21 protein-coding genes are annotated in these 24884 nt (G+C 38.2%); 18 read left to right on the forward strand and 3 right to left on the reverse strand.

Translation table 11 applies throughout. The features are described from left to right. Nucleotides 1–8: 8 nt before the first annotated feature. The 8 genes from BQ9859_RS01945 (at nt 9) to BQ9859_RS01980 (ending at nt 8722) form a co-directional block, all read left to right on the forward strand. Nucleotides 9–992: an ABC transporter permease gene (locus tag BQ9859_RS01945; protein WP_083662605.1), complete on the forward strand. Its 984-nt coding sequence runs from the start codon at nt 9–11 to the stop codon at nt 990–992. Nucleotides 993–1007: 15 nt separating this feature from the next. Further along, nucleotides 1008–2018, forward strand: a complete 1011-nt coding sequence (locus tag BQ9859_RS01950) for an ABC transporter ATP-binding protein (RefSeq protein ID WP_075876593.1) — start codon at nt 1008–1010, stop codon at nt 2016–2018. Between the two features lie 3 nt (nt 2019–2021). Further along, nucleotides 2022–3014 carry an ABC transporter ATP-binding protein gene (locus tag BQ9859_RS01955; protein ID WP_075876594.1) on the forward strand — a complete coding sequence of 331 codons (993 nt, stop codon included), beginning with the start codon at nt 2022–2024 and terminating at the stop codon, nt 3012–3014. 26 nt (nt 3015–3040) lie between these two features. Continuing rightward, nucleotides 3041–4726 carry a peptide ABC transporter substrate-binding protein gene (locus BQ9859_RS01960; protein ID WP_075876596.1) on the forward strand — a complete coding sequence of 562 codons (1686 nt, stop codon included), beginning with the start codon at nt 3041–3043 and terminating at the stop codon, nt 4724–4726. A 91-nt stretch (nt 4727–4817) separates the two neighbouring features. Then, a complete protein-coding gene (locus tag BQ9859_RS01965) occupies nt 4818–6044 on the forward strand; it encodes a M24 family metallopeptidase (protein ID WP_235846372.1) in 1227 nt (408 codons plus the stop codon). A gap of 11 nt (nt 6045–6055) precedes the next feature. Further along, nucleotides 6056–6634, forward strand: coding sequence for a guanylate kinase (gene gmk, locus BQ9859_RS01970; RefSeq protein ID WP_075876600.1), 579 nt, complete (start codon nt 6056–6058; stop codon nt 6632–6634). A gap of 5 nt (nt 6635–6639) precedes the next feature. Further along, on the forward strand, nt 6640–7515 hold the full coding sequence (locus tag BQ9859_RS01975; protein WP_075876602.1) for a DMT family transporter: 876 nt from the start codon (nt 6640–6642) through the stop codon (nt 7513–7515). Continuing rightward, on the forward strand, nt 7505–8722 hold the full coding sequence (locus BQ9859_RS01980) for a pyridoxal phosphate-dependent aminotransferase (RefSeq protein ID WP_075876604.1): 1218 nt from the start codon (nt 7505–7507) through the stop codon (nt 8720–8722). Before BQ9859_RS01975 ends, BQ9859_RS01980 begins: the two co-directional genes overlap by 11 nt. 28 nt (nt 8723–8750) lie before the next feature. Here the strand turns inward: BQ9859_RS01980 and tgt are convergent, their stop codons facing one another. Further along, nucleotides 8751–10550: a tRNA guanosine(34) transglycosylase Tgt gene (gene tgt, locus BQ9859_RS01985; RefSeq protein ID WP_083662606.1), complete on the reverse strand. Its 1800-nt coding sequence runs from the start codon at nt 10548–10550 to the stop codon at nt 8751–8753. Nucleotides 10551–10647: 97 nt separating this feature from the next. On the opposite strand from tgt, the gene BQ9859_RS01990 reads away from it, so the two are divergent. From BQ9859_RS01990 to BQ9859_RS02005, 4 genes are all read left to right on the forward strand, one after another. Next, a complete protein-coding gene (locus BQ9859_RS01990) occupies nt 10648–11460 on the forward strand; it encodes a hypothetical protein (protein ID WP_075876606.1) in 813 nt (270 codons plus the stop codon). 172 nt (nt 11461–11632) lie between these two features. Continuing rightward, nucleotides 11633–12988, forward strand: a complete 1356-nt coding sequence (locus tag BQ9859_RS01995) for a hemolysin family protein (RefSeq protein WP_075876608.1) — start codon at nt 11633–11635, stop codon at nt 12986–12988. Between the two features lie 112 nt (nt 12989–13100). Then, nucleotides 13101–13934 (forward strand): Cof-type HAD-IIB family hydrolase, encoded by an 834-nt coding sequence (locus BQ9859_RS02000; RefSeq protein WP_075876609.1) that lies wholly within the window; start codon nt 13101–13103, stop codon nt 13932–13934. Nucleotides 13935–14044: 110 nt separating this feature from the next. Beyond that, the gene (locus tag BQ9859_RS02005; RefSeq protein ID WP_143404357.1) at nt 14045–14884 is read left to right on the forward strand and encodes a DUF6612 family protein; all 840 of its coding nucleotides are present in this window, start codon (nt 14045–14047) and stop codon (nt 14882–14884) included. A 259-nt stretch (nt 14885–15143) separates the two neighbouring features. Here BQ9859_RS02005 and BQ9859_RS02010 read toward each other — a convergent pair whose 3' ends face one another. Continuing rightward, nucleotides 15144–15431, reverse strand: coding sequence for a hypothetical protein (locus BQ9859_RS02010; RefSeq protein WP_075876613.1), 288 nt, complete (start codon nt 15429–15431; stop codon nt 15144–15146). 181 nt (nt 15432–15612) lie between these two features. Between BQ9859_RS02010 and BQ9859_RS02015 the strand changes: the two genes are divergently transcribed. Beyond that, nucleotides 15613–16410: a MerR family transcriptional regulator gene (locus BQ9859_RS02015; protein ID WP_075876615.1), complete on the forward strand. Its 798-nt coding sequence runs from the start codon at nt 15613–15615 to the stop codon at nt 16408–16410. Between the two features lie 73 nt (nt 16411–16483). Continuing rightward, complete coding sequence (locus tag BQ9859_RS02020; RefSeq protein WP_075876617.1) at nt 16484–17818, forward strand: MATE family efflux transporter; 1335 nt, start codon at nt 16484–16486, stop codon at nt 17816–17818. A gap of 53 nt (nt 17819–17871) precedes the next feature. Here BQ9859_RS02020 and nrdI read toward each other — a convergent pair whose 3' ends face one another. After that, nucleotides 17872–18225, reverse strand: a complete 354-nt coding sequence (gene nrdI / locus BQ9859_RS02025; RefSeq protein WP_075876619.1) for a class Ib ribonucleoside-diphosphate reductase assembly flavoprotein NrdI — start codon at nt 18223–18225, stop codon at nt 17872–17874. A 191-nt stretch (nt 18226–18416) separates the two neighbouring features. Here nrdI and BQ9859_RS02030 point away from each other — a divergent pair, with 191 nt between their 5' ends. The 4 genes from BQ9859_RS02030 (at nt 18417) to BQ9859_RS02045 (ending at nt 24677) form a co-directional block, all read left to right on the forward strand. Next, a complete protein-coding gene (locus tag BQ9859_RS02030; RefSeq protein ID WP_075876621.1) occupies nt 18417–20162 on the forward strand; it encodes an ABC transporter ATP-binding protein in 1746 nt (581 codons plus the stop codon). Nucleotides 20163–20224: 62 nt separating this feature from the next. Further along, nucleotides 20225–20683 (forward strand): GNAT family N-acetyltransferase, encoded by a 459-nt coding sequence (locus BQ9859_RS02035; RefSeq protein WP_075876623.1) that lies wholly within the window; start codon nt 20225–20227, stop codon nt 20681–20683. A gap of 40 nt (nt 20684–20723) precedes the next feature. Beyond that, nucleotides 20724–23957: a DEAD/DEAH box helicase gene (locus BQ9859_RS02040; RefSeq protein ID WP_075876625.1), complete on the forward strand. Its 3234-nt coding sequence runs from the start codon at nt 20724–20726 to the stop codon at nt 23955–23957. Nucleotides 23958–24011: 54 nt separating this feature from the next. After that, the gene (locus tag BQ9859_RS02045) at nt 24012–24677 is read left to right on the forward strand and encodes an N-acetylmuramoyl-L-alanine amidase (RefSeq protein ID WP_202613434.1); all 666 of its coding nucleotides are present in this window, start codon (nt 24012–24014) and stop codon (nt 24675–24677) included. Nucleotides 24678–24884: the final 207 nt, after the last annotated feature.

Raw genomic sequence — 24884 nt, forward strand, 5'->3', positions numbered from 1 at the left:
GGATTAAAATGTTTAAGAAGAAAAACACAGAAATTACACCAACTCCTCAAGCAACAACAAGCGTAAGCGCAGAAGCTGTTTTCGAGCCAACGCCGGATATGTTTGAAAAGCTGGACGAATCCAGTAAAAATGCTGAAAAAATTGCATATGAAAGTAAAACATATTTTAAAGATGCTTGGGGACGTTTCAGAAAAAACAAAATGGCTATGGTCGGATTGATCTTCCTGGCTATTATGATTGTATTATGTGTATTTGTTCCAGTCTTTTCACCATATACGTATGATGGACAGGATCTGGATGCAATCAATCAGATGAGTTCATTGGCACATCCAATGGGTACAGATTATTTAGGCCGTGATTTGCTCGTTCGTGTCATGATGGGTGGTCGTATTTCATTATCTGTTGGTTTTGCTGCTGCAGCAATTTCCATGTGTGTAGGTATCACATATGGAGGAATTTCTGGTTATTTTGGCGGCAAAGTTGATATGGTTATGATGCGAATCGTGGATGCGATGTATTCTATTCCGGATATGTTGTACATTATTTTGATTACCGTTGTATTGGAACCTAGTATGGGTTCGATCCTGCTGGGTATTTGTATTTCCAGCTGGATGGGTATGGCTCGTCAGGTACGTGCACAGGTCATGACGTTGAAGGAACAAGAATTCTCTTTAGCTGCATTTGTGTTAGGTGCCAGCAAAAAACGTATATTGTTTAAGCATTTGATCATCAATAGTATGGGACCGATCATCGTATCTGTTACCTTATTGGTACCAAGTGCTATCTTTAATGAAGCTTTCTTAGGCTTCTTGGGTATCGGTGTTCCAGCACCAAATGCCAGCTGGGGTACTTTAGCGAATGATGCAAAACGATTTATGACGACACAGCCGATGCAGGTCATTTGGCCAACGCTTGCTATCTGTTTAACGATGTTGGCATTAAACTTCATCGGTGATGGCTTGGGCGATGCCTTAGACCCGAAAAAGAAGTAGGAAGGGGATTTTTCAATGGCAATGTTGGATATTAAACACCTGACTACAGAATTTACGACCGATAACGGTATCGTAAGGGCCGTTCGTGATGTCAGCCTGCATGTAGACAAAGGTGAAGTATTGGGAATCGTTGGTGAATCTGGATCTGGAAAAAGCCAGACGATGTTCTCCGTTATGGGTTTGCTAGCACAAAACGGAAAGATCACTGAAGGTTCTATTACAATCAATGGCGAAGAGATTTCTCCAGCCATGATCGAAGATAAAAAAGAATATGAAGAAAAAATGGATCGCATTCGTGGTAATGAGATGGCAATGATCTTTCAGGATCCAATGACTTTCTTGAATCCGGTGCTCCGTATTCAGACACAGCTTATTGAGCCGATTATAAACCACAATCCAGGTATATCAAAGAAGGAGGCAATTGATCGCGCCATCGATTTGATGCGTAAAGTAGGTATTCCTTCACCTGAGACGCGTATCCGTCAGTATCCATTCCAATTTTCCGGTGGTATGCGTCAGCGTATCATCATTGCGATCGCATTAGCCTGTGATCCAAAGATCATCATTGCAGATGAACCGACAACTGCACTGGATGTAACCATTCAGGCGCAGGTTTTGGAATTGATCAGCAATTTAAAAGAAGAAATTGACTCAGGTATTATCATGATCACGCATGATTTGGGAGTTGTAGCAAGCATTTGTGATCGTATTGCGATCATGTATGGCGGCAAGATCGTAGAAGAAGGAACAACAGATGAAATCTTCTATAATCCAAAACATCCATATACAAAAGGACTGTTGAGCTGTATTTCCAATCCGGATGAGATTGAGCGCAAGGAGTTGCATCCAATTCCTGGTTCACCGCCAGATTTATTAAATATTGAAGATAGCTGTCCATTCGCAGATCGTTGCGAAAAGGCAATGAAGGTGTGCAAGATGGCAATGCCGAAAGCTGAGAAGTTCAGCGAAACGCATTTCTGCAGCTGCTGGTTAAATCATCCATATGCACAAGGGAAAGGAGAGTAGACCATGAGCGAAGAGAATAAAAAACAACCAATTCTTCGTGTGGAAGACCTCAAGGTTCACTTCAATGCCGGCGGAGGATTGTTTAAACCTAAGAAAGTTGTAAAAGCTGTTGATGGTGTAAGTTTCGAAATTATGGAAGGAGAAACTTTTGGTTTAGTTGGTGAGAGCGGTTGTGGAAAAAGTACAACTGGTCGAGCTATCGTAAAAATCTATAATCCGACAGCAGGAAAGATTTATTATAAAGGAGAAGACATTACTTCTATCAAAGGAGATGCCTTAAAGGAATTTCGTCGAAATGTCCAAATGATCTTTCAGGATCCATATGCAAGCTTAAATCCGCGTATGACCGTTGGTGAGATCATTCGTGAACCAATGGACATTCACAATATCTATAAAACAAAAGAAGAAAGAGAGAATCGTGTTCGTGAATTGCTAGAGATCGTTGGTTTGAAACCAGATCATATTCGTCGTTATCCACATGAGTTCTCTGGAGGACAGCGTCAACGTATTGGTATCGCCCGTACATTGGCACTTCGTCCAAAGTTTATCGTCTGTGATGAGCCAATTTCCGCATTGGATGTTTCTATTCAGGCACAGGTCATCAATCTTTTGGAGCATATCCAAAAAGAGATGGGAATTGCTTATTTATTCATCGCACATGACTTAAGTATGGTCAAACATATTTCTGACCGTATTGGTGTCATGTATTTAGGTCACTTGGTAGAGGTGGGGGACAGCGATGATGTTTACCATCGTCCACTTCATCCATATACACAAGCTTTGCTTTCGGCTGTGCCAATCCCAGATCCGAAAACAGCTCGTGAAAAACAAAGAATCGTTTTGGAAGGAGAGTTACCAAGTCCAATCGATCCACCGAGCGGATGTGTATTCCGTACACGCTGCCCGAACGCAACTGAAAGATGTGCCAAGGCAAAGCCGCCAACTGTACGTGTTGGGGACCGCCTAGTATCATGTTTCATGTACGATGAAAACTAGGAGAATCTAGGAAAGGAGAAGAGGTTATGAAAAAAATCTTAGCTTCCACAGCAGCTCTTGCAATGGTTGCAAGCACATTGACTGGATGTGGAGGAAGCGGTGACATTACTGCTGAATCTGGTAAAACAAATTTAACAGTAGCTGTCGGCGGAGACTTTGCATTGCCGGATCCGGCAATCGTTGATGATTCCATTACAGCAAACGTATTAGCACAATGCTATGATGGACTTTACAAATTAGACAAGGATGGTAACGTTATTGCAAACTTGGCAACAGATTTACCAACGGTAAGTGAGGATGGTCTTACTTATACAATCAAGATCAAAGATGGTCTTACTTGGAGCGATGGTACACCATTGACTGCTGAAGACTTCGTATGGTCTTGGATGCGTGCAATGACTACACAAGGTTATTACAGAAACTTCATGTATAACTATATTGCTGGTACAACACATATGGTTACAAATGAAAAAGGGGAAGAAGTAGAAATGCCATATACAGATATGGCAGATGTAGAAGCCAACATGGGTGTTCGTGCTGTCGATGATACAACGATCGAAATCAAATTGAAGATGGCAGCTCCTTACTTCACATCTATGCTTTGCAATACTGTATTCTACCCAGTAAACAAAAATGAAGTAGGTTCTGATCTGAAGAGCTCAGAATGGGCACAAAATGCTAGTGAGGAAGACCCAATCGTTACAAATGGTGCATTCCAGATCACTGGTGTTAATATCAAAGATGCAATCACATTAGCTAAGAGTGAGAATTATGCTGATAAAGATAATGTTAAATTGGAAACAATGGAATTCAAAGTAATGGGTGACTTGGATTCTCAGACACAGGCATTCATCTCTGGTGAAGTTGATTTCGCTACTGCTGTTAACGTTCAACAGGTAAATGGTGATGAACAGCTTCAAGGACATGTTTATGCAATCGATCCATTTGTATGTAACTACTATGTATTGGTAAATGCAGGTGATGAAAACGATGGATCAACAGAAGGATTGAAAGCATTGAAGGATAAAGATATCCGTCGTGCAATTTCTATGGCTATCGGACGTGACGCTGCTCGTAACGCTTATGGCTATGGCGATGACTTTTCTTATGATTTGTATGCATTGATTCCTAGTGGTATCCCAGATGCTGAAGGAAATGATTTCTATGAGCAAGGTGGCAAACTGATCGATGATGATGTTGAAGCTGCAAAAGAAATCATGGAATCTAAAGGTTACAATGCCGATAATATGTTAACAATTACTTATAAGTACAACAACTTGGCTACTCATAAAGCAGTTGCTGAAGCTATGCAGAACTCTTTGAAAGAAATCTATATCAACCTTGAGTTGTCTGGATCTGAAAAAGAAGCATTCTTCGGTGATCGTGATGTTGGTAACTTCGAATTGTGCCGTCATGCTATGACAGCTGACTACTTAGACCCAATGTGCTATCTGTCCATGTATGTTGGTTCTACAACATCAGCTAACACAGTTGATGATGCTACATTTGAACAAATGGTCAATGATGCTAACAAGTTAGATGGTCAGGAACGTATGGACAAGATGCATGAAGCTGAAAAATACTTGGTTGAAAATGCATATATTATCCCTCTGTTCGGATATACTGAACCATTCTTGAAGGTTAAGAATTTGACAAATATCAGTTCTTCACCAGAAGGTCATTATGACTTAACTCATGCATATTTTGAATAATATGTGAAAGATTCTGCGCCTATCTTAGATAGGCGTATGAAATAAAGCACACAGGAAACTGTGTGCCTTATTTCATATGAAGGAGGAACTTATGAAAATTCGAAGTGTAAAAGAACAGTATGAATTACGTAACCAGTGTTTAAAGGAACGTTTGGAATTGATTCTTCCAAAAGTAATGAAGGATAGCGAAGTCGACATGTGGTTGCATGCCTCAAAAGAGTATAATGAGGATCCAACATTCCGCGCATTGACGCCAGCTCAGTATCCTACAGCACGCAGAATTACGATGTTTGCATTTGTAAAGGACGGGGATGATGTCATTCGTTATTCTTTAAGCATGCCAGATGAACATTTAACAGAATTTTATACGCCTTATTGGCAATTTGGCAAAGAAAGTCAAATGGATGCTTTAAAACGTTTATTGGAACAATATGATCCGCAGAAAATTGCAATCAACGCATCTGCAAACTTTGCATTCTGTGATGGATTAAGCATGGGTATCTATACATCATGGATGAAAGAATTAGATGAAAAATGGTTGGATCGTATGGTTAGCGATGATAACTTACCAATTAAATTAATGGAGATTCGTACGCCAACGGAATTAAAATTAATTCCTGAAGTTGTGGAAGCAGCTTTCTCCGTAATGAATGCTATGTATACACCAGAGGTTATCAAACCGGGTGTAACGACGACTAGTGATGTTGAATTCTTCATGATGCAGACAGTAAAAGATATGGGATTGGAATATTGGTTTGAACCAACTTTGGACTTGCAGCGCGAAGGAAATGATGATCCGCGAATTACAGGTGTTATTGAACGAGGAGACTTGCTGCACTGTGATTTTGGTATCCGTTATATGAATTTATGTACAGATACACAGCGGCTGGCTTATGTTGCAAGAGAAGGAGAAGACAGTATCCCAGAAGATCTTTTAAATGGCATGAAAGTAAATAACCGTTTCCAAGATATCGTCCGCGAGTGCATGAAGGCAGGAAAAACAGGAAACGAAGTATTATTAGAGTCTTTAGAAAAAGCAAAAGAAGAAGGTATTCGTGCTACGTTGTATTCTCATCCATGCAATATGTATGGACATGGTCCTGGACCAACGATCGGATTGTGGAATCAGCAGGTAGAAATCCCAATCAGAGGAGATGTCGTATTAGATAATGATACAACCTATGCATTAGAGTTAAATGTATGTGTACCTTGTAAGACAAAAGATTATTATATTTATACAGAAGAAACTGTTTTATTAGATGAAAATGGTGTAAAATTCTTATATAAGGATCGCGATAAAATTACTTTGATCAAATAAGGAGGATACTTATGAGTAAGGGAACATTACTTGTATTGACAGGTGCCAGCAGCGTAGGAAAAGGTGCAATTCGTGACTGCTTGCTAGAAGATGATCAACTGCATTTGTTCTACTCTATTTCTATGACGACACGTCCAAAGAAAGATACAGAAAAAGATGGTGTTGATTATTATTTTGTCAATCGTAAAACATTTGCTGATGCTGTTCGTTCACATGAGTTGCTAGAGTATACACAATTTGATGGCTATTATTATGGAACGCCGTTGGCATATATTGATTTTCTTTTGAAAATCGGGAAAAATGTACTGTTAGAGGTGGAAGCGCAAGGGGTAGGCCAAATCAAGCTTCGCTATCCTGATGCATTGGCTGTCTTTGTTGTACCAGAAAGTATGGAGGATCTGGAAAAACAAATTCGTGCACGTTATAATGATCCAGCTAGCGCAGATCTTCGTGTAAACAAAGCAAGTATGGAGATGGAATTAAGTTCATTGTTCCGTCATCAAGTAAAAAATAGTGATGCACAAAAAGCAAAAGAGGAAATTGCTGATATGTTAGCAAAACATCAAGCAAAATTAAAAGCAAAGGAATAAATCATTTGCAAAACGAAAATATAAAAAAGGGAGTCTTCTTTCTGCTGTTGACTTCCTTTCTCTTTTCCTCACAGCAAGCACTTGGAAAAGTGTTATATTACCTCAGCAGTTTTGAACGTACATTTTATTTTTCTTTGGTTGCTGCAATTATCATGGCAATCTTATGCAAGAAAGAGCGGGTACCATTAATAGGAGCACAACCTAAATTCTTGTTTTTTCGCTCATTATTTGGATTTATCTCTACGATTCTAGTCTTTATGGCAGCAACAGATTCTTATCCGATCGCAAATTTATCGTTGTTAAGCTCAACCTCAACGATTTTTGCATTAATAGCAGCCGTTGTATGGTTGAAAGAAAGAATGAGCAGAGGTCAGGTATTGTCTTTATTTATTGCGTTTAGCGGAATCTTATGTTTATTGAAACCGACAGGTGGATTTTTACAAATCGAATCATTATTGGCATTGAGCGGCGGATTCTTTGCTGGATTAGCTTATACCGTTGTTCGTCGCTTAAAAGATGAATCACCCTTTTCCATTACTTTTTTCTTCATGGTATTCAGTGTCATTGTTTCATTTCCTCTAGCATGGATGCAAGGTATGCATCCATTGGGAGCATTTGAAATCGGTGTATTGCTTTTATTAGGTGTCGTTACAGCTGCAGCACAATTTTTCCTATCTGTAGCATACAGCTATGCACCTTCTACAAAAATCTCCGTCTATTTATATTCACAAAGTTTATTTGCGTTTATGATCGGTATCGTTGCTTTTGATGAAATTCCGGATGTATTATCGATCATAGGCGGTATATTATTGATCGTTGCAGGTATTTGGAATTTCATTTCTGGCAGAAATATGCAAAGGAGGCAGATGTATGAAATCTAAGATGAAAAAAGCATTCCAGCAGTTTGAAGGAGGATTGTTTTCTACAGTTGAGAAAGCAGATGTAGGAGATGGGTTCGAACAAATGCGTGCTGCTGGCGTCGATATGATGAGCTGGGCAGACCCGTTTCAACCCGATGACGCTGTACCAAAACATGTGAAAGAGGCGGCTCTGAAAGCAATGGATGGATGTGACGGGGGTCATTATACAGCACCAACCGGAAATCTTGCTTTACGTAAATGTATTGCGGAGCATTGGAAAGAACGTTATGGCTTGGAACTAGATCCGGCTAGAAACATCATCATTACACCTGGTAGCGACAGTGCTCTTTATTTTTCTATGTTACCTTTCTTAGAAGAAGGAGATGAGGTCATTGTACCAACGCCGTGTTATCCAAATAATTTACAAAATATCACGATGGCAAATGCTAAACCAGTGTTTATGGAACTAAAGGCTGAAGATGGATATCAGATCGATCCGGAAACATTGGAAAGTCTGGTTACACCAAAAACAAAAATGATCGTATTGACACATCCGAACAATCCGACAACGACGGTATTCAATGCGGCATCTTTAGAAGCAGTCCGAAGAGTTGTTTTACAATATGATCTTGTGCTGATCGTTGATCAGGCATTTGAAGATTTTACGTTTGAAAATAAAATGATTGCTCCGGCAGCAATGAAGGATATGCTGGCACATACCGTAACGGTTTGCTCGGCATCGAAGGGTTTTGGATTAAGCGGTTATCGGGTAGGCTGGATCATTGCGGATGATGTCGTGATGGATGTATTATATGGATGTGCCGTCAGTGTGGTAGGTGCGACGCATACGGCATCACAACATGCGATCATTGCGGCATTCCAGGACACATCGTTTATGAAAGCTTATGGAGAAGCATATGATGCCAGACGGCATAAAGCAGTCGAATTATTAGATTCCATTCCAGGAGTACATGTACCGCTGCCGGAATCAGGATTTCTATGTTGGGTAGATATTCACGAATTAGGCAATAGTAGCGAGATTTGTGCGCGGTTGCTGAAAGAGGCCAATGTTTCTGTTAATGATGGAATCAACTATGGTCCAGGAGGAGAAAGAGGCTTCCGAATGGTATTAGGTGTATATAAAGACAATGAGAAAGTATTTGATGCCTTAAGAAGAGTACGAGAAGTATTAATGAAGATCTCAAAAGAAAAAGGATTAAGCGCATAAAAAAAGGTTGAACGTTCATTCGTTCAACCTATTTTTTGTTTTGATAATATTCCTTTAAAAAGGATGTTTTATACTCTTCGAATGTACCATCTAAGATTGCCTGTCTTGCTTCTTCTGTCAATCGAATGATGAATCGCAAGTTATGCATGGAAGCAAGATTAAAATATTTTTCGCGATCTTTTGGATCAGAAGATTTCAATAGAGCACGTAATTGTCCGCGTGTCCATCCGGCTCGACAAGTAGGACAATCACAATCTTCTTCAATTAAATCATTGCTGTCTGCAAATTTCTTAATTGCAATATTTCCGTGTCGAGTATAGATACGGCCATGTCTTGCTTCTCTGGTAGGCGCAACACAATCGAATGTATCTGCTCCCATCTCTGTACCAATCAAAATATCATCAGGATGTGATAAGCCAAGTAAATGACGCGGTTTGTTTTCTGGTAATTCTTCACAGCACCAACGCAGGATATCACCAAGTGTTTCTTTTAGAAATGCACCGCCTAAGCCATAGCCGTCAAAATCCATCTTGGCAAATTTCTTAGCAGTGGAACGACGCAGATCTTCCCAACGACCGCCCTGCAGTACTCCATAAAGAGATTGGTGATAGCCAAGATCGTCACAATGTTTACGATGATAGTGAATACTTTTCTTTGCCCATCTTTCTGTACGCGCCAAGGCTTCTTTATTGTATTCATAAGTATCAGCTAAAGAAGTTAGTTCGTCATATGCCATGTGAATATCAGCACCGATACGGCATTGAATTTCCATAGATTCTTTAGGACCGATAAAATCATCTTGGTCAGTGAATGGATCATGGAAATGAACTCCTTTTTCAGTAACGATTGCTAAACGGTCTTTTTTTTCGGTATTTACAATGTTTCTTTCTTTCTCCATACTGACCACTTTTCCACAACCAGACCCAAGCGACATTACTTGAAATCCGCCAGAATCGGTTAAAGTTGGACCCTGCCATCCGGACCATTTCGCTAAACCGCCTTGATCAGCAATAGTAGGGGATATGTTACGTAAATGATAACCATTGCTTAACATAGCTTGTGCGTGAATAGAGTGCAAGTCATGCATCGAAAGATAGCGAACTTCGCCGCGTGTGCCTACTGTCATAAAGGCAGGAGTGTGAATATCTCCATGTGGGGTATGAATGATGCCGGCACGGCCAAGTTTCCCGGGAATTCTCTTTGTGATCTCAAAATAAAATTGATTGTTGTTTTGATATTCACAGAGATCCGGCTGTAATTTGTTTTCGATCAAAGTTCCTATTAAAGATAGTACAACATTTAGAATGATACCAATAAAAAAGGTAATAAGCAGCTGCAGCAAGATCTCATATAAGGGGAGAATAGCCAAATACGTTATGAATTCGAATATAGCAGCTGCAACCAAATAAGCGACAGCAGAAGCAGAGAAAGAACACACATAAAAATGCTGTGATGCTTTTTTTATATTGCGCAGCCGTAAAAAAAGAGCATTGTTTATGTAATTTGAAGCAAGAAATGCAAAAAGTAAGGCAAGAAAGGTTCGATACCACAAGACATGTAATGGAAGAAATTCCAAAATAAAGAGCAGCAGGACCATAACGAAAGCGATCCAGAAACTGGTAAAAGTTATGATCTTTGCTATGCGTTTTCCATAAAACTGAATGATCAAATCGCTTAATATATAGATAAATGGATAAATCAGTACACCTCCAGCTATAGCGATCGAGGAAATCGTCCAATGTTTTATAGCAGCTAAATTACTTAGCATCAGCATTCCAACGGATAATGCGGCAAAAAAAATCAATGTTTTCTGTTTTGTTTTTGACATGATGGCATTATAACATAAAATATAGGAAATGAGCAGGAATATTTCGGTATTGCATAAGCTGTGGTACAATAAGAATCAAATGAGAGGAGCCATTTGCATGAAAAAAATAATTCGAGTAATCTGTATTTGCTTGTTTGTCGGTGCGGCGGTTCTTTTTTCACTGTCTTTTACCACCAGAAATGTAGTGCAAGATGCCATGAAGGTGATGTTTCAAGAACAAACACAATGGAAAGAACAGCTGACAAGTTTGATCAGTGAGCAGTTTGCAGGCAATCCTGCAGTGAAAAATCAAGTAGAAGGCATAGTAGAGTCCGTAGTGAATAGTGATGCAATAGAACAGCAATTAGAAACATATACACAAATATTTTTAAATGATTTGGTTAGCGGAAAAAGTGATGGAGACCAGATGAGTGCAGCTATTCGTTCTAGTATTCAGGAAGGATTAACCAAAGTAGAACTTCCTCAGCAAAGCATTATTACAAAAGATCAATTATCACAAAGTATAGATCAAATATTAAATCATATTGATTTTGAATCAGTATATGAACAGGCCTTATTAAACATGCGGTCACAGCTAAGCCCATCACAATTTGCACTGTTACGAGTTGTCGATTGGTTACAAAGTGATAGTACTTATATTGGTACAATACTCATCCTGATAGCAAGTCTTGCAGGTTTTTTCTTAAGCGGGCTGTATAAAGGATTTCGTTCTTTGTCCATTGCAGCATGGCTGTCTACATTCATTGTTGGTGCAGGCTGGTTGATTTTACAATGGTCCATACAAACACAATCTGCTTCTTTTCTAATTTTATTAACAACAACAGCACAACGATTGTTGGTATGGGGAGCTATTCTATTTTTCATTGCAATTGTCTCCAGTGTCTTGCAGCACATATTGAAATATAAATAAAATGAAGTTAAAAAAGCATCTGATTACCAGATGCTTTTTATGAACCTCGCTTATTTGACGTGATTGGTGAATTGTGATAAATTATCATCTATACAGAGGTTTTGGATCATTTCATTCAAGATTTTCCATGACCAGAAAAATGAGTTCAACGATAAAAGAGGAGTGATGTAGAGTGGACTCGATCCCCCGACAACTTTTGCTGCAGGCGGTGCTGATCTTGATCAATGCCTTTTTTGCAGCGACAGAGATTGCGGTAATTTCTTTAAATAGTACAAGACTAGAAAAACAGATTGAAGAAGGAGACAATACTGCAAAAAGGCTTTTAAAGCTTGTAGAAGAACCGTCCGGATTTTTATCTACGATTCAGATTGGAATTACTTTAGCCGGCTTTTTAGGAAGTGCATTTGCGGCCGACAGTTTTGCAAACCGTTTAACCGCATGGGCTTGGAATGATCTGGGATTTACATTGTTCCCGATGTCCGTGTTAAATACCTTGTCATTGATTGTCATTACGATCATCTTGTCTTATTTTACTCTGGTATTTGGCGAGCTGGTTCCAAAAAGAATTGCAATGCAAAAGCCGTATGAAGTTGCAAAAATTTCATGCAGTATCGTTCGTATCGTGGCTTATGTCATGCGTCCGATCATTGCGATGCTTTCTTTCTCAACAAATGCGATCTTGCGCCTGCTGCATTTAAAGACAGATGCACAAGAAGATAGCGTCAGTGAAGAAGAAATACGCATGATGGTCGATCTGGGAGAGAAACGTGGTGTACTGGATGAAGAAGAAAAAGAGTGGATCACGAATGTATTTGAGTTCGACGATACTCCAGTAAAAGATATCATGGTACGGGCAAATGAAGTGATTGCTTTGTCGGCAGATTCAACAAAGGAAGACATTCTTCAATTGGTCAGCAAGGAAGGCGTATCCCGTATCCCTGTGTATGAAAAAGATCTTGATGATATTATTGGCGTATTATATGCTAAAGATTTCTTGATCGAGTTACAAAAAGATCGTCCTTTCGTTTTGCGAAACATCCTGCGGGATCCCTATTTCATACCAGAGCAAATTACAGCAGATGTTTTGTTTAAAGATATGCAAACACGGAAAATTCGTTTTGCCATCGTGCTTAATGAATTTGGGGAAGTGAGCGGAATCGTAACGATGGAAGATCTGCTGGAAGAAATTGTTGGAAATATCTATGACGAATATGATCAGCAAGAACTGCCAGAGATTATGCGGGTCGGACCTCATAAATGGAAAGTAAGCGGTAATATTGACATGGAGGATCTTTTAGAAGAAATTCCATTACCGGTAGAACTAAATGATTCTTACGATACATTAGGCGGCTTAGTGCTGTATCTTTTAGGAAGCATCCCTAAAGATGGTGCACGTTTCCGCTTAGAATGCGGAAATTATGTCTTGTATGTGATCAATGTACAGAATCATCGCATACAAGAAGTAATCATTGAAGATATTTCAACACAAATAAAAAAAGAAGACAAAGATAAAGAGGATGAGGAATAAAATCAGGTTGTACTCAACCTCTTTTTCATTTGTCTAAATCTAGTATAAACATGTTATAATGGACAGGAAAAAAAGATATGATCAATTAAATGAAGGAGAAGGAGGATAATCAATGATACGATTATTTGCAAGTGACCTGGATGGCACTTTGTTAAATGAGAAACATGAAGCGGATGATACAATTGAAAGAACGATTCAAAATATAGTGGATAGTGGGCGTTATTTCAGTGTTGCGACAGGTCGAAGCGCAGATATGGTGCAGTTTTCTAGTGTAGGGGATAAAATTTATTACGTCTGCATGAATGGTGCAGTGATCATGGATCCACAAAAAAAGGTTATTTGCCAGCAGACAATCGATAAACAAGTATTGCGTGAATTATTAGAAAGGTTTCCATCCTCTTATTTAGAGTACATTACCCCAACACATACATTTATATGTCAAGAAAAGGAATCTTTTGCCTCTTTTATGGAAGAGAAAAGAAAAGGCTTGAAAAGTGCAGAAACATTCTTAAAACGTTTGCGGGAAAGAATAGACAATGCTATGTCTTTTTCACAGAGTATGGATATGATCTTGCAACAAGATATCTGTAAGATCAATTGTCAGGTAAAAGATGAAGAAGAAGCAAATGCGCTTAATGCATTTTTAGATTCACATCAAGACGTTTTGGTAAATGCGCCGAGCAATCATGGCGGCTTTGAAATTACAAAAGCTGGAGTGAATAAAGGAACGGCTGTTTTATGGCTTTCACAGAAACTGGGTATAGCACAAGAAGAGGTTGCTGTATATGGAGATGGAGGCAATGATCTGGAAATGCTGCAGATGTTTGCTCATTCTTATGCACCGAGTTCCGCTTATGAGGAAGCAAAAGAAACAGCATCGATGATCATTGGGCCCTATCAGGAATATAGTGTGATCCGTCATATGGAGACATTACTAAAAAAATAAAGAATTTATTCCTTTCTGTAAGATAAAAGGCAGTGCTATGTTATAATTACCATAAAGACATACATACATAAAAACTGCGACATAATTGGATAATGAGGAAAGGAAAAAGAATGAGAAAGATTACAAGAATACGAGGGTTTTTAACTGTGGGAGCATGCTCTGCATTATTGCTTATGGGAGGCTGTTCAAAAGCTCCGGATGCTTTGACTTTGATGAATACTGCAAATGAAGAAATGCAGAAGCTAAACTCTTATGAGGCAACGATGGATCTCGCTTTTAAAGTGGGAATTGAGGATGGAGAAAGCAGTCTGAACATGAACCTAAATGGAAATGTGATGATGCAAAAGATCAATGATCCATTTGTTGCCTATAGTGATGCAACAATTTCTATTGATTCTTTTGGCCAAAAAGAAACGGTACAGTCGCAATCTTACCAGATTGAACAAGACGGGAAAATTGCAACATATATTAATGACGGAAGTGGATGGAGCACTTCAGAAGAAGAAGGTATCTCTGCCGGGACAGCACAGGATACATTGGGATTATTTGATTACGATGTAGTAAAAAATTTACAACCGAAAGTGACTGGATCCAAAAATATCAACGGAAATGATTGTTGGGAAGTAACTTTTAGTGCAGATTTTGATCAATTGATGGATATTGCCGGCGAAGAAATTGATGATACATCCCGTTCGATGTTATCTGCGTTTGGATCGGATATTCAGTTAAATTGCAAGTTATATGTGGATAAAGATTCAAATCGTTACACAAAAGCGTCTGTTGAAATAATGGGATTAGATACATTTTTTAATATGCTGGCGGGTTTTAGCGATATGCCGGAAAATACAAATATTACTGTAGACAATCTGGTTATTGATTTTGTGTTTGGAAGTTTTAATGAAATTGAAAATATAGAAGCGCCGCAAGGAATACCAACAGATATTATTTAAAGAGTTTTAATACAGATGTAGCAGTTATATGCAAATTGTCGTTTAAAAAACGTATATCCAGATGAATATACGTTTTTTATAGGCTGTCGGTTAAGATAGCATTTAAATTTTGTATGATCATCGCATTTTCTTTATGCAGGGTAAACGAAAATATAGTGATCATACGGTCGAATAGGATCATATAGTAATGTTTCTTGCTGTCAACAAATTTCCGGCCAGTGCTTTCTGCATTTATTTTGTCTATAAATAAGGTTTTTAATTACATAAGCCATTGCCTAAGGTCATAGCTGTCTAGAATGGATTTGCAGAAACGATCAACAGCGTTATGAGGGATGGATAATGTGGGCAGATGTAATAAACTTTTTAACAAGCCATCGGATTCATCACAATCAGGCAATGCCTGCAAGTGACGATACTTATTTGCTAAGGGGACTTCATAATAACAGTCAGCAGATTCTATTGAATGCAAGATGTAGCGTTCCTCTTTTATTTCATCCACTTGTGCTAAAAATAATCGATACAATACGATTTCTCCAGGTTGAAACATATTGATTTCTTCCTATTTGTTAGAAAAAAAGTGTAGAAACAACAGGACTTACGTTGATCTACACTGCACGTTGTAAATAAATTTTATCATTTTCTTCATTTTTTCGTAAGTTATTTTTCATAAGCAGATGATAAGAAACAGATGATATGTGTATAATGAAAGAGCAAGGATGGTTAGCAATATGGATAAGACATACACAATATCTGAGATAGGCCGATTGTTATCTCTGGGCAATGATGCAATACGGTTTTATGAAAAAAAAGGACTTGTTCATCCTAAAGTGAACAGTGAAAACCGCTATCGTTATTATACATTGGATAATATGCTGGAGCTGCTAGATATTATTTATTATCGACATTTGGACTTATCTATTTCGGATATCGTAAGTTTAAATGAAACAAAAGATCCGCAAGTAGTGATGGAACTTTTGCGGGAAAAGGAAGAAAAAACATTGTGGCGCATACGCTATGAACAGCAATTATTGAAGAAAGTAAATTATATTCGGTATGCGTATGAAACAGCAGAAAAAAATGAAAATTGTTGCAGTATCCGCAATTTTCCAGAATCAATGGTTTTGTTTGAAAGCGAAAACCAGGAAAGTTTTTTTATTCATGATATTCAACAAATGACCCAAGAACAATTCGTATTATGTGCCTTTCATGATCTATATCGTCTTCATGACGATCAGATAAAACGAGAACGTACTTTCGTAACGATGGAAACTTCAATCATAGATGAGCTAGATATGAAATTCTATTCAGAAAACAGACGAATATTACCGGCAATGAAATGTATTTATTTGTGTGTAGCGTTAGAAAAAGGGGATTTGACCAACGAATGGATCCGGCGAATGCAAGAGTATGCACGTTCTGTCGGATTCAGGTTTAGAGATGAATTTTACGTTCGGGAGATCCCGTTGACATTTTATAGAGATCATGCACATTATTATGCTGAAATTTTTTTACCGATACTTGATTAAAAAAAGGATTCATAATTCATTTGACATTGGTCTTACACCATGGTTTATAGTTCCCAGTGTAGGAGGTAGTCATATGAATAGAGAATTGAAACGGAAATTTTGGCGTTATGTTTTGCCATCAATGTTTACAATGCTGCTCAGCGGCTTTTATTCCATAGTCGATGGTTTATTTGTTGGAAATGCAATCGGGAATGATGCATTAGCCGCAATTAATATTGCGTATCCTATTCAAGTGGTGATCAATGCTTCTGCCTTAGGGATCGGTATAGGCGGTGCAGTTGCAATGTCTTCCTATCGAGGAAAATCGTTACCAGAGAAAGAACAGCAAACAGTTATCACGACGATTGGCATGTTGTTTTTGATTGGTATTTTCCTATCTTCTATTCTTTATATATCATTGCCGATCAGCCTGCCTTTTCTAGGTGCTGAAGGAGCAATTTATAAGGGCGCATTTGCCTATATTCAAATTATTTTATTAGGCGGATTATTGCCTATGCTGGGCAATGGCTTGAGCCCATTGCTTCGCAATGAGGGACGTACCGTAGTTGCTACAGCATGTATGAGCAGCGGATTGATCACAAACATTTTGTTGGATTATATATTTGTAATGAAACTTGGCATGGGCTTATCCGGTGCTGCGCTTGCAACCATCATCGCACAAGGTGTAGTGGCCGGCAGCGCTTCATTAAGCTTATGGATAACTCGTTTTTCATCTTGGAATCAATCTATGTTGTCAATTTCTTGGCCAATCGTCAAACAGATCATTTGCATCGGGATTGCACCCTTTGGACAAACTTTGGTACCATGTATTGTGATCGTCTTGACAAACTGGATGTGTTTGCGTTATGGCGGAAATGACGCAGTGACAGTATATTCTGTCGTATCTTATGTGCTTTCCAGTGCGCAGTTATTATTACAGGGCATTGGTGACGGTGTGCAACCGTTATTAAGTTATCACCATGGCAGAAAAGAAACAAAAATTAATCATCAATTATATCAAAAAGCACTTTTCCTAACTTTGATTACTTCTGTCTTGCTGTGTATCAGCTGCTTTATTTTTGTGGATGTGCTCACGGCATTGTTTGGAGTTAGTTCGGCTATTTATGCGGAAACCAGAACGGCATTGCTGATCACAGCATTGGCATTCCCGTTTATTGGAATTACGCGTCTTACATCTGCTGTCTTTTATGCAATGGAACAAAATAGAAATTCAACATTTTTGGTATATTTGGAGCCATGTTTTCTATTGCCGGTATGTTTGCTTGGCTTTTCATCCGTTTTTTCACTAACGGGGATATGGGTTGCATATCCTGCTGCACAAATATGTTTATGCATGTGTGCGCTGTTATTGAAAAGTCCAAATCTAGAGATGAAGGTAGAACAATTTTCGTTTTCAAGACAACAATAAAAAAATGGATGCTATTGTGTTGAGATAGCGTCCATTTTTTTATCGAAATCATTCTATTGATCAGCTAGTATTTGTTTTATGTTTGTTATATCTTGTTGTGTTCCAGCATTTTCTACTTTATATAAGCAGGGAATCGCATATAGTTTTGCAATCTTATCCCCTGTCTGACAATAGGCATCGCCATAACCAGGATCACCTGATACGATCACACCTTTTAAGTAGCTGTGGTTATCTGTTAAAAAGTTTTCAACTTCTGCTGGTATATCGCCATAGCCGTCTGTGTAAGTGAATAATATAAAATTTTCATTTATTTTTTCTGTTCCGGTAACAATAGGAAATGTATCTTGATTCAATTGATGAACGATAGATTCCACATTGCCGGTTCTAGAAGCATATGCAATTATCATAATTGTCCTCCTCATTAGTTAGTCCAAACTAACTAATGACAATTTATCATTTGTGAAATATTTTGTCAATAAATATGATAAGTAAGATGTTTCCAGGATCTAACAATGCATCGATGAGTGCATTTCTAGCACTTTCGTACAGTTTTTATTAAAAACATGCTATAATCTTTAACTATGATGGGGTGAACAGAATGAAGATCATGAAAACATTTATTCGATATTATCAACCATACTGGAAAGTATTTGTGTTTGATATGATCTGTGCATTGGGGATCAGTGTGATCGATCTAGCTTTTCCACAGATTTTAAATTATTTAAATGCGACACTGTATTTAGCAGATGCGCAAACGATTCGCAATTCTATCTTGCTATTAGCAATTGCTTTACTGATCATGTATTTGATCCGCGCGGCTTGTAAATATTATGTTTCTGCGCAGGGACATATCATGGGTGCCAAAATGGAAAGGGATATGCGCAAGGAATTATTTGATCAATACGAACGGCTTTCTTTTTCTTACTATGACAAAAATAATACAGGGGAAATGATGAGCCGATTGGTTAGTGATTTATTTGATATCTGTGAATTTGCCCACCATGGCCCGGAAAATGTGTTTATTTCTTTGTTAAAGATCATTGGTTCTTTTGTATTGCTGTGTTATATTCATGTACCTTTAACGATCTTGTTGATCATTGTAACAGTGATCATGTTGTTGTTTTCCTTGCGGCAAAATCGGCGCATGCAGGAAACATTTATGGAAAATCGGCGTAAAATTGCCGGTGTCAATGCTTCTCTGCAAGATACTTTAGGCGGTATTCGTGTGGTAAAATCTTTTGCAAATGAGAAGATCGAACAACAAAAATTTGAAAAAAGCAATGAACGATATCTGAAAAGCAAAATAAATAACTATCATTGTATGGGATGGTTTCAAAGTGGAAACAATTTTTTTCAAGGGTTATTATATGTGACGATCTTAGTCGGCGGCGCTTACTTTATTGCGCAAGGCACTTTAGAACCGATCGCATTAGCGACCTATGCTCTGTATATCAATATTTTTGTAACACCGATCGAAGTGCTGGTGGAATTCACGGAGATGTTGCAAAAAGGATATTCTGGTTTTAAACGTTTTCATGAAGTGATGCAAACGAAAATCGAGATTGAAGATGCACCAGACAGCGTGCCACTAACCGATGTCAAAGGTATTATTGATTATAAAGATGTTTGTTTCAGCTATGATGAGGAAGAAACTGTATTGGATCATATCAATATCCATATCGATGCCGGGAAATCAATTGCACTGGTTGGACCAAGCGGTGGCGGAAAAACTACGATCTGTTCATTATTGCCTCGCTTCTATGATGTGGACAGTGGAAGTATCACAATCGACGGTCAAGATGTACGGAAACTGACATTGGAATCTTTACGTCAACATATTGGTATCGTCCAACAGGATGTTTATTTATTTGCCGGCAGCATCGGCGAAAATATCGCTTATGGAAAACCAAATGCTTCCATGGAAGAAATCATGGCTGCAGCAAAAAAGGCGAATATTCATGATTTTATCATGAGTTTGCCGGATGGATATGATACCTATGTAGGAGAAAGAGGGACCCGCTTAAGCGGCGGACAAAAGCAGCGAATCTCGATTGCCAGGGTGTTCTTAAAAGATCCGAAGATCCTGATTTTGGATGAAGCAACCAGTGCCTTGGATAATGAGAGCGAACGTCATATTCAAAAAAGCTTGGAAGAGTTGATGAAGAATCGTACTTCTATTACGATCGCACATCGGTTATCGACTATTCGCGATGCAGACGAGATCATTGTGATTGGAGAAAAAGGAATAGAAGAACGTGGTACACATGAAGAATTATTAAAGAAAAATCAGGTATATGCACGTTATTACCGCTTGCAGTTTGAAGGACTAAAAGAAATGGAATAAGCAAAAAGTGTCTTGGAAACAGGACACTTTGTTATCATATTAGGTAGTTCATAGGAGGGTATATGATAATCATAGATGGAAAGGAAGATATAGAAACGATTCGCCAGTTAATCAATGAATATACGGTCCAATTAGGGAGAGATCTGTCTTTTCAACATTTAGAGGAAGAATTGCAGGATCCTGCTAAAAAATACGCAGCTCCCAATGGTGAAATTCTGCTGGCGGTGGAAAATGGCAAGCCGTGCGGGATGGTTGCTTATCATCGTCTTGACCATACAGTATGTGAGATGAAACGTTTATATGTACGAAAGGAAGTTCGTCAGCAAGGAATTGGTAAAGAACTTGTGGCACATATTTTGAAACGAGCAAAAGCAGCAGGATACAAAAAAATGGTGTTAGATACGATCGTACCGCTGCATGTAGCCATTCATTTATATAAAACATTCGGATTTACGACATGCGAAGCATACTATGATAATCCTATGGTGGATGTCATCTACATGTCTAAAGAATTAAAATAGATTCTGGATCCATGCTATAATCAAAAAAGGAGGGATGTTCATGCGTATATTAAGTACCGAAATTGAAGAGCTGTCTAAAAGACAAAGTAATTATGCATCTGCTTCCCGCATGCAGATACAAGATATGCTGCGCTCTTTGTCAATTGAAGAACAATATGGACATCTTTTTGTACACGGCAGTTTGATCCACGGCGGTCATCTATGTAATTTTGAATTAGAAATTTCAGCATATGGTGAAATACTGGATCATTACTGCAGCTGCCCTTATCATGAAAAAGAGGATGCATGCGGACATATCATCGCTCTTTGTCAATATCTTGCTTTGCGTGAGTATAAACTACCTTATCATTTGGATGTTGCAGATGAACAAAGAAAAAGATGGAAAGACTATAAAGAACAGTTGCATCAGATTGCCATACATCAAAAACAGAAAGAGTCGCATCAATGGTTATATTCAGAAGGAGTCAAACAGTTTTCTTTCGAAGAGCCAAATAAAGAAAAGAAGAGTATTTCTTTATATCTGGATCTAAATCAGACGATAAGCTTACATGGAAATGCCTGTATAGTAAACGTACGGATTCGTCAGAAAAAGGAACGTCTCTATGTAGTGCGTGATCTTTATCAATTTTTGGACCATATTCAGAATGAAGCTTTTCACAGTTATGGTAAAGGGCTGCAGTTTGTGCATAGCATCGAGGCGTTTGATGATGCAAGTCAATCTATTCTCTATTTTTTGCGTTATTTATATTTACATAGCCAAACGATCATGAATCATCGTTCATTTCTTTTGAAGGGACAAGAAATGGATGCTTTGGTCAAGCTGTTATTAACATTACCTAAAGAATATTGTAATTATCGTGTAATTAAAAAAACAATACAATTGCACCTGCAATTGAGTGTGCAAAAAAGCCATACACAGATTGCTCTTTTGTATGCGGCAGATGAAAATGGACGTATTATTTCAAATCCATTGTCTTCGAAACAAGGCTTGTATGAAATGGATGAAAGTGAAAAAGTTTTATATCATTACCAAGGGGATGATGACGGGCTTGTTTTGAACCTCTATCATGAATTGATGCAGAATAAGGAACTGTTGCTGGACCAAAGCGACTTATCGCAATTCTACTATACCTATTTATGCGGTTTATCTGCTTATATCCAATGGCAGGGAAATCTTTCTTTGGATAGTATAGCCGTATTGGAAGATGCTGTCCATTTATATTTAGACATGGATGAAAGTCAAAACTACTTATGTGCTAAATTGATGCTTTTATACAAAGATCGATCTTGCTCCGCCTTTACATCTGCTAGGCAAAATGTTTCTTTTAAAGCGATAGCCATTAAAGAATATCTGATTGGATGGATCGATCATATGGGGGAAGATGGAACTGCTTATCTGAAAAATGAAGAACATTGGTCTGATATGATTGAGAAGATTACACACGCTTTGCAGGATTATTGTCAGATTTATGTAAGCGATCGCTTGCGCCGTATTCGCCGCCCGCGTCAATTGTCTATGTCCGTTGGCGTTCATGTAGAAAATAATTTATTATCATTACAGTTGGATACCGGTGATATTGATTTAAAAGAATTATCTTCAATCTTAAAAAGTTACCGCCGAAAAAAGAAATATTATCGATTGCGTAATGGAGAGATGTTGGATTTAAACAGTGAACCATTAAAAGAAGCGAATACATTGTTTGAACAACTGCATATCAGTGAGCAGCAGCTGCAGGAAGAGTCCATCGTATTACCGAGCTATCGACTGTATAACTTAGGCGTGTTAAGCGATGAACAAAAGCAGGTTCAATATGACCAGAAAACAATTCTTCATCAACAAAAGGAATTGATGAAACAAAGAGAGCCGTTTGCGATACCAGATGCGTTTCATCATCAATTGCGAGATTATCAGAAAACGGGTTTTCAATGGTTAAAAACACTGTCTTCTTATGGCTTTGGCGGTTTATTGGCAGATGATATGGGATTGGGAAAGACCATTCAGATCTTAGCTTATTTGAAAAGTGAACAAGATAAAGAAAAACAGAGCCTGGTCATCTGCCCTGCATCTTTATTGTTGAATTGGCAAGATGAGGCGAAGCGTTTTGTTCCGTCTTTGATCTGTGCTCCGATCTATGGAAATAAACAAGAGCGTATGAAACGTTTAAAGAACGCGGATGGTGCAGATTTGATAATCACATCTTATGACTATTTAAAGCGAGATTTGGATTTGTATTTAGAACGTTCCTTTGACACTGTGATCTTAGATGAAGCACAATATATCAATAATCCCAGTACAAAAAATGCGCGATCTGTGAAAAAACTGCGATGTCGTCAACGTTTTGCGCTGAGCGGGACCCCTATTGAGAATACGTTGACAGAGTTGTGGTCGATTTTTGATTTCCTGCTGCCGGGCTATCTGTATGATCATTCTTATTTTTCTTCTGTATATGAAAAAGCAATCGTCAAAGAACAGGACGAACACATGACCATGCGTTTACAACAATTGGTCCGTCCATTTTTGTTGCGCAGAACAAAGCAAGAAGTGCTTAAAGAACTCCCGGATAAAGAAGAGCATACCTTATTTTTTGAATTTGAAAAAAAAGAAAAAGAACTGTATTTGGCAAATGCAACTAGGATGCGGGAACAGATCGAAAAAGAATCCAATGCGCGCAATAACAGTATTGAGATTTTGTCTTTGATTACACGATTGCGCCAGTTATGTCTAGATGATCGTCTTGTATATGAAAATATAGAATATAATTCCAGCAAATTGAGAGGCTGTATGGAATTGATCCAAAATTGCATTCGTGCCAAAAAGAAGATCCTATTATTTTCTTCTTTTACATCGATGCTCGATTTGTTAAAAGAAGAATTAGATAAAGAGGGAATTTCATATTATCTTTTAACGGGATCGTTAGCAAAAGAAAAAAGACATTCTTATGTAGAAAAATTTCAAAAGGATGATACACCTGTCTTTTTGATTTCATTGAAAGCTGGAGGGACTGGTCTTAATCTGACCGCTGCAGAAGTTGTGATTCATTTTGATCCCTGGTGGAATTTATCTGCTCAGAATCAGGCAACGGATCGTGCCTATCGAATTGGTCAACACAATAACGTGCAAGTATATCAATTGATCATGAAAGGGACGATCGAAGAAAGAATACAAGAGCTGCAGAATAAGAAAAAAGATTTGGCAGATCTGTTTGTGTCAACACAAAGCGATAATCTATTGCGTTCAATGAGCAGAGAAGAGCTGCTTTCACTGTTTGAATAGTTGAGATGTAGAATGTACATCTCAACTTTTTCATATATATGAATGGTGATCGATATGTATATCAGACGTTGGTTGTTTCCCTTTCTTTTATTCTTGACAGCTATTATCATGAGCATGCAAGTGCTGGCTCAGCCATATGATTTGCCATTAGCCGATATGACGTTTATTGTGGACAGCGGACATGGCGGGAAAGACGATGGAGCACAACGCAGTGATGTAAAAGAAGATGATATCAATTTAGCAATTGCGAAAAAATTAAAAGCGAAACTGATTGAACAAGGAGCAAATGTCATCATGACAAGAGAAGGGGACTATGATTTATCCGGTGATGATACAAATAACCATAAGCAGGAAGATCTGAAACGCAGAGTGGAAATCATTAACAGTGGAATGGTGGATTATTTTATCAGCATCCATTTGAACGCTTTTACATCTGCAAGTGCAAAAGGAGCACAAGTTTTTTATCAGGAGAAGAATACAGAGAGCGAGAAATTAGCAGAGCAAATACAAGCACAATTAAAAGAGAATACGGGCAGTCATTTATCGGCAAAGATCGGAGATTATTATATTTTAAAGAAACCTTCTGTTTCAGGTGTATTAGTTGAATGTGGTTTCTTGTCCAATGCAGAAGAAAGAGAGAAGTTAAATGAAGATGCTTATCAAGAACTGTTAGCTGAAACGATTACAAAGGGGGTTATCCAATATTTAACAAAAAAATGAAGAAAAAGTAAAAAAAGAGATAAAAAGTGTTGACAATGTAAAAGATGGGTGATAATATAAACGAGCGCTTGCGGAGAGCAAGCTCGATCTTTGAAAACCAAACAGAGAAACGTCAATTCAAAAAAAAGAAGAAGGACGCAAGTCCGGATAAGAAAAGAAAAGACGCTAGCAAAGAAAAGCGAAGCGTAAGAAATGAGCTAAACAAAC

Source organism: Merdibacter massiliensis, assembly GCF_900155395.1.
In the GTDB taxonomy this organism is placed as follows: Bacteria; Bacillota_I; Bacilli_A; order Erysipelotrichales; family Erysipelotrichaceae; genus Merdibacter; species Merdibacter massiliensis.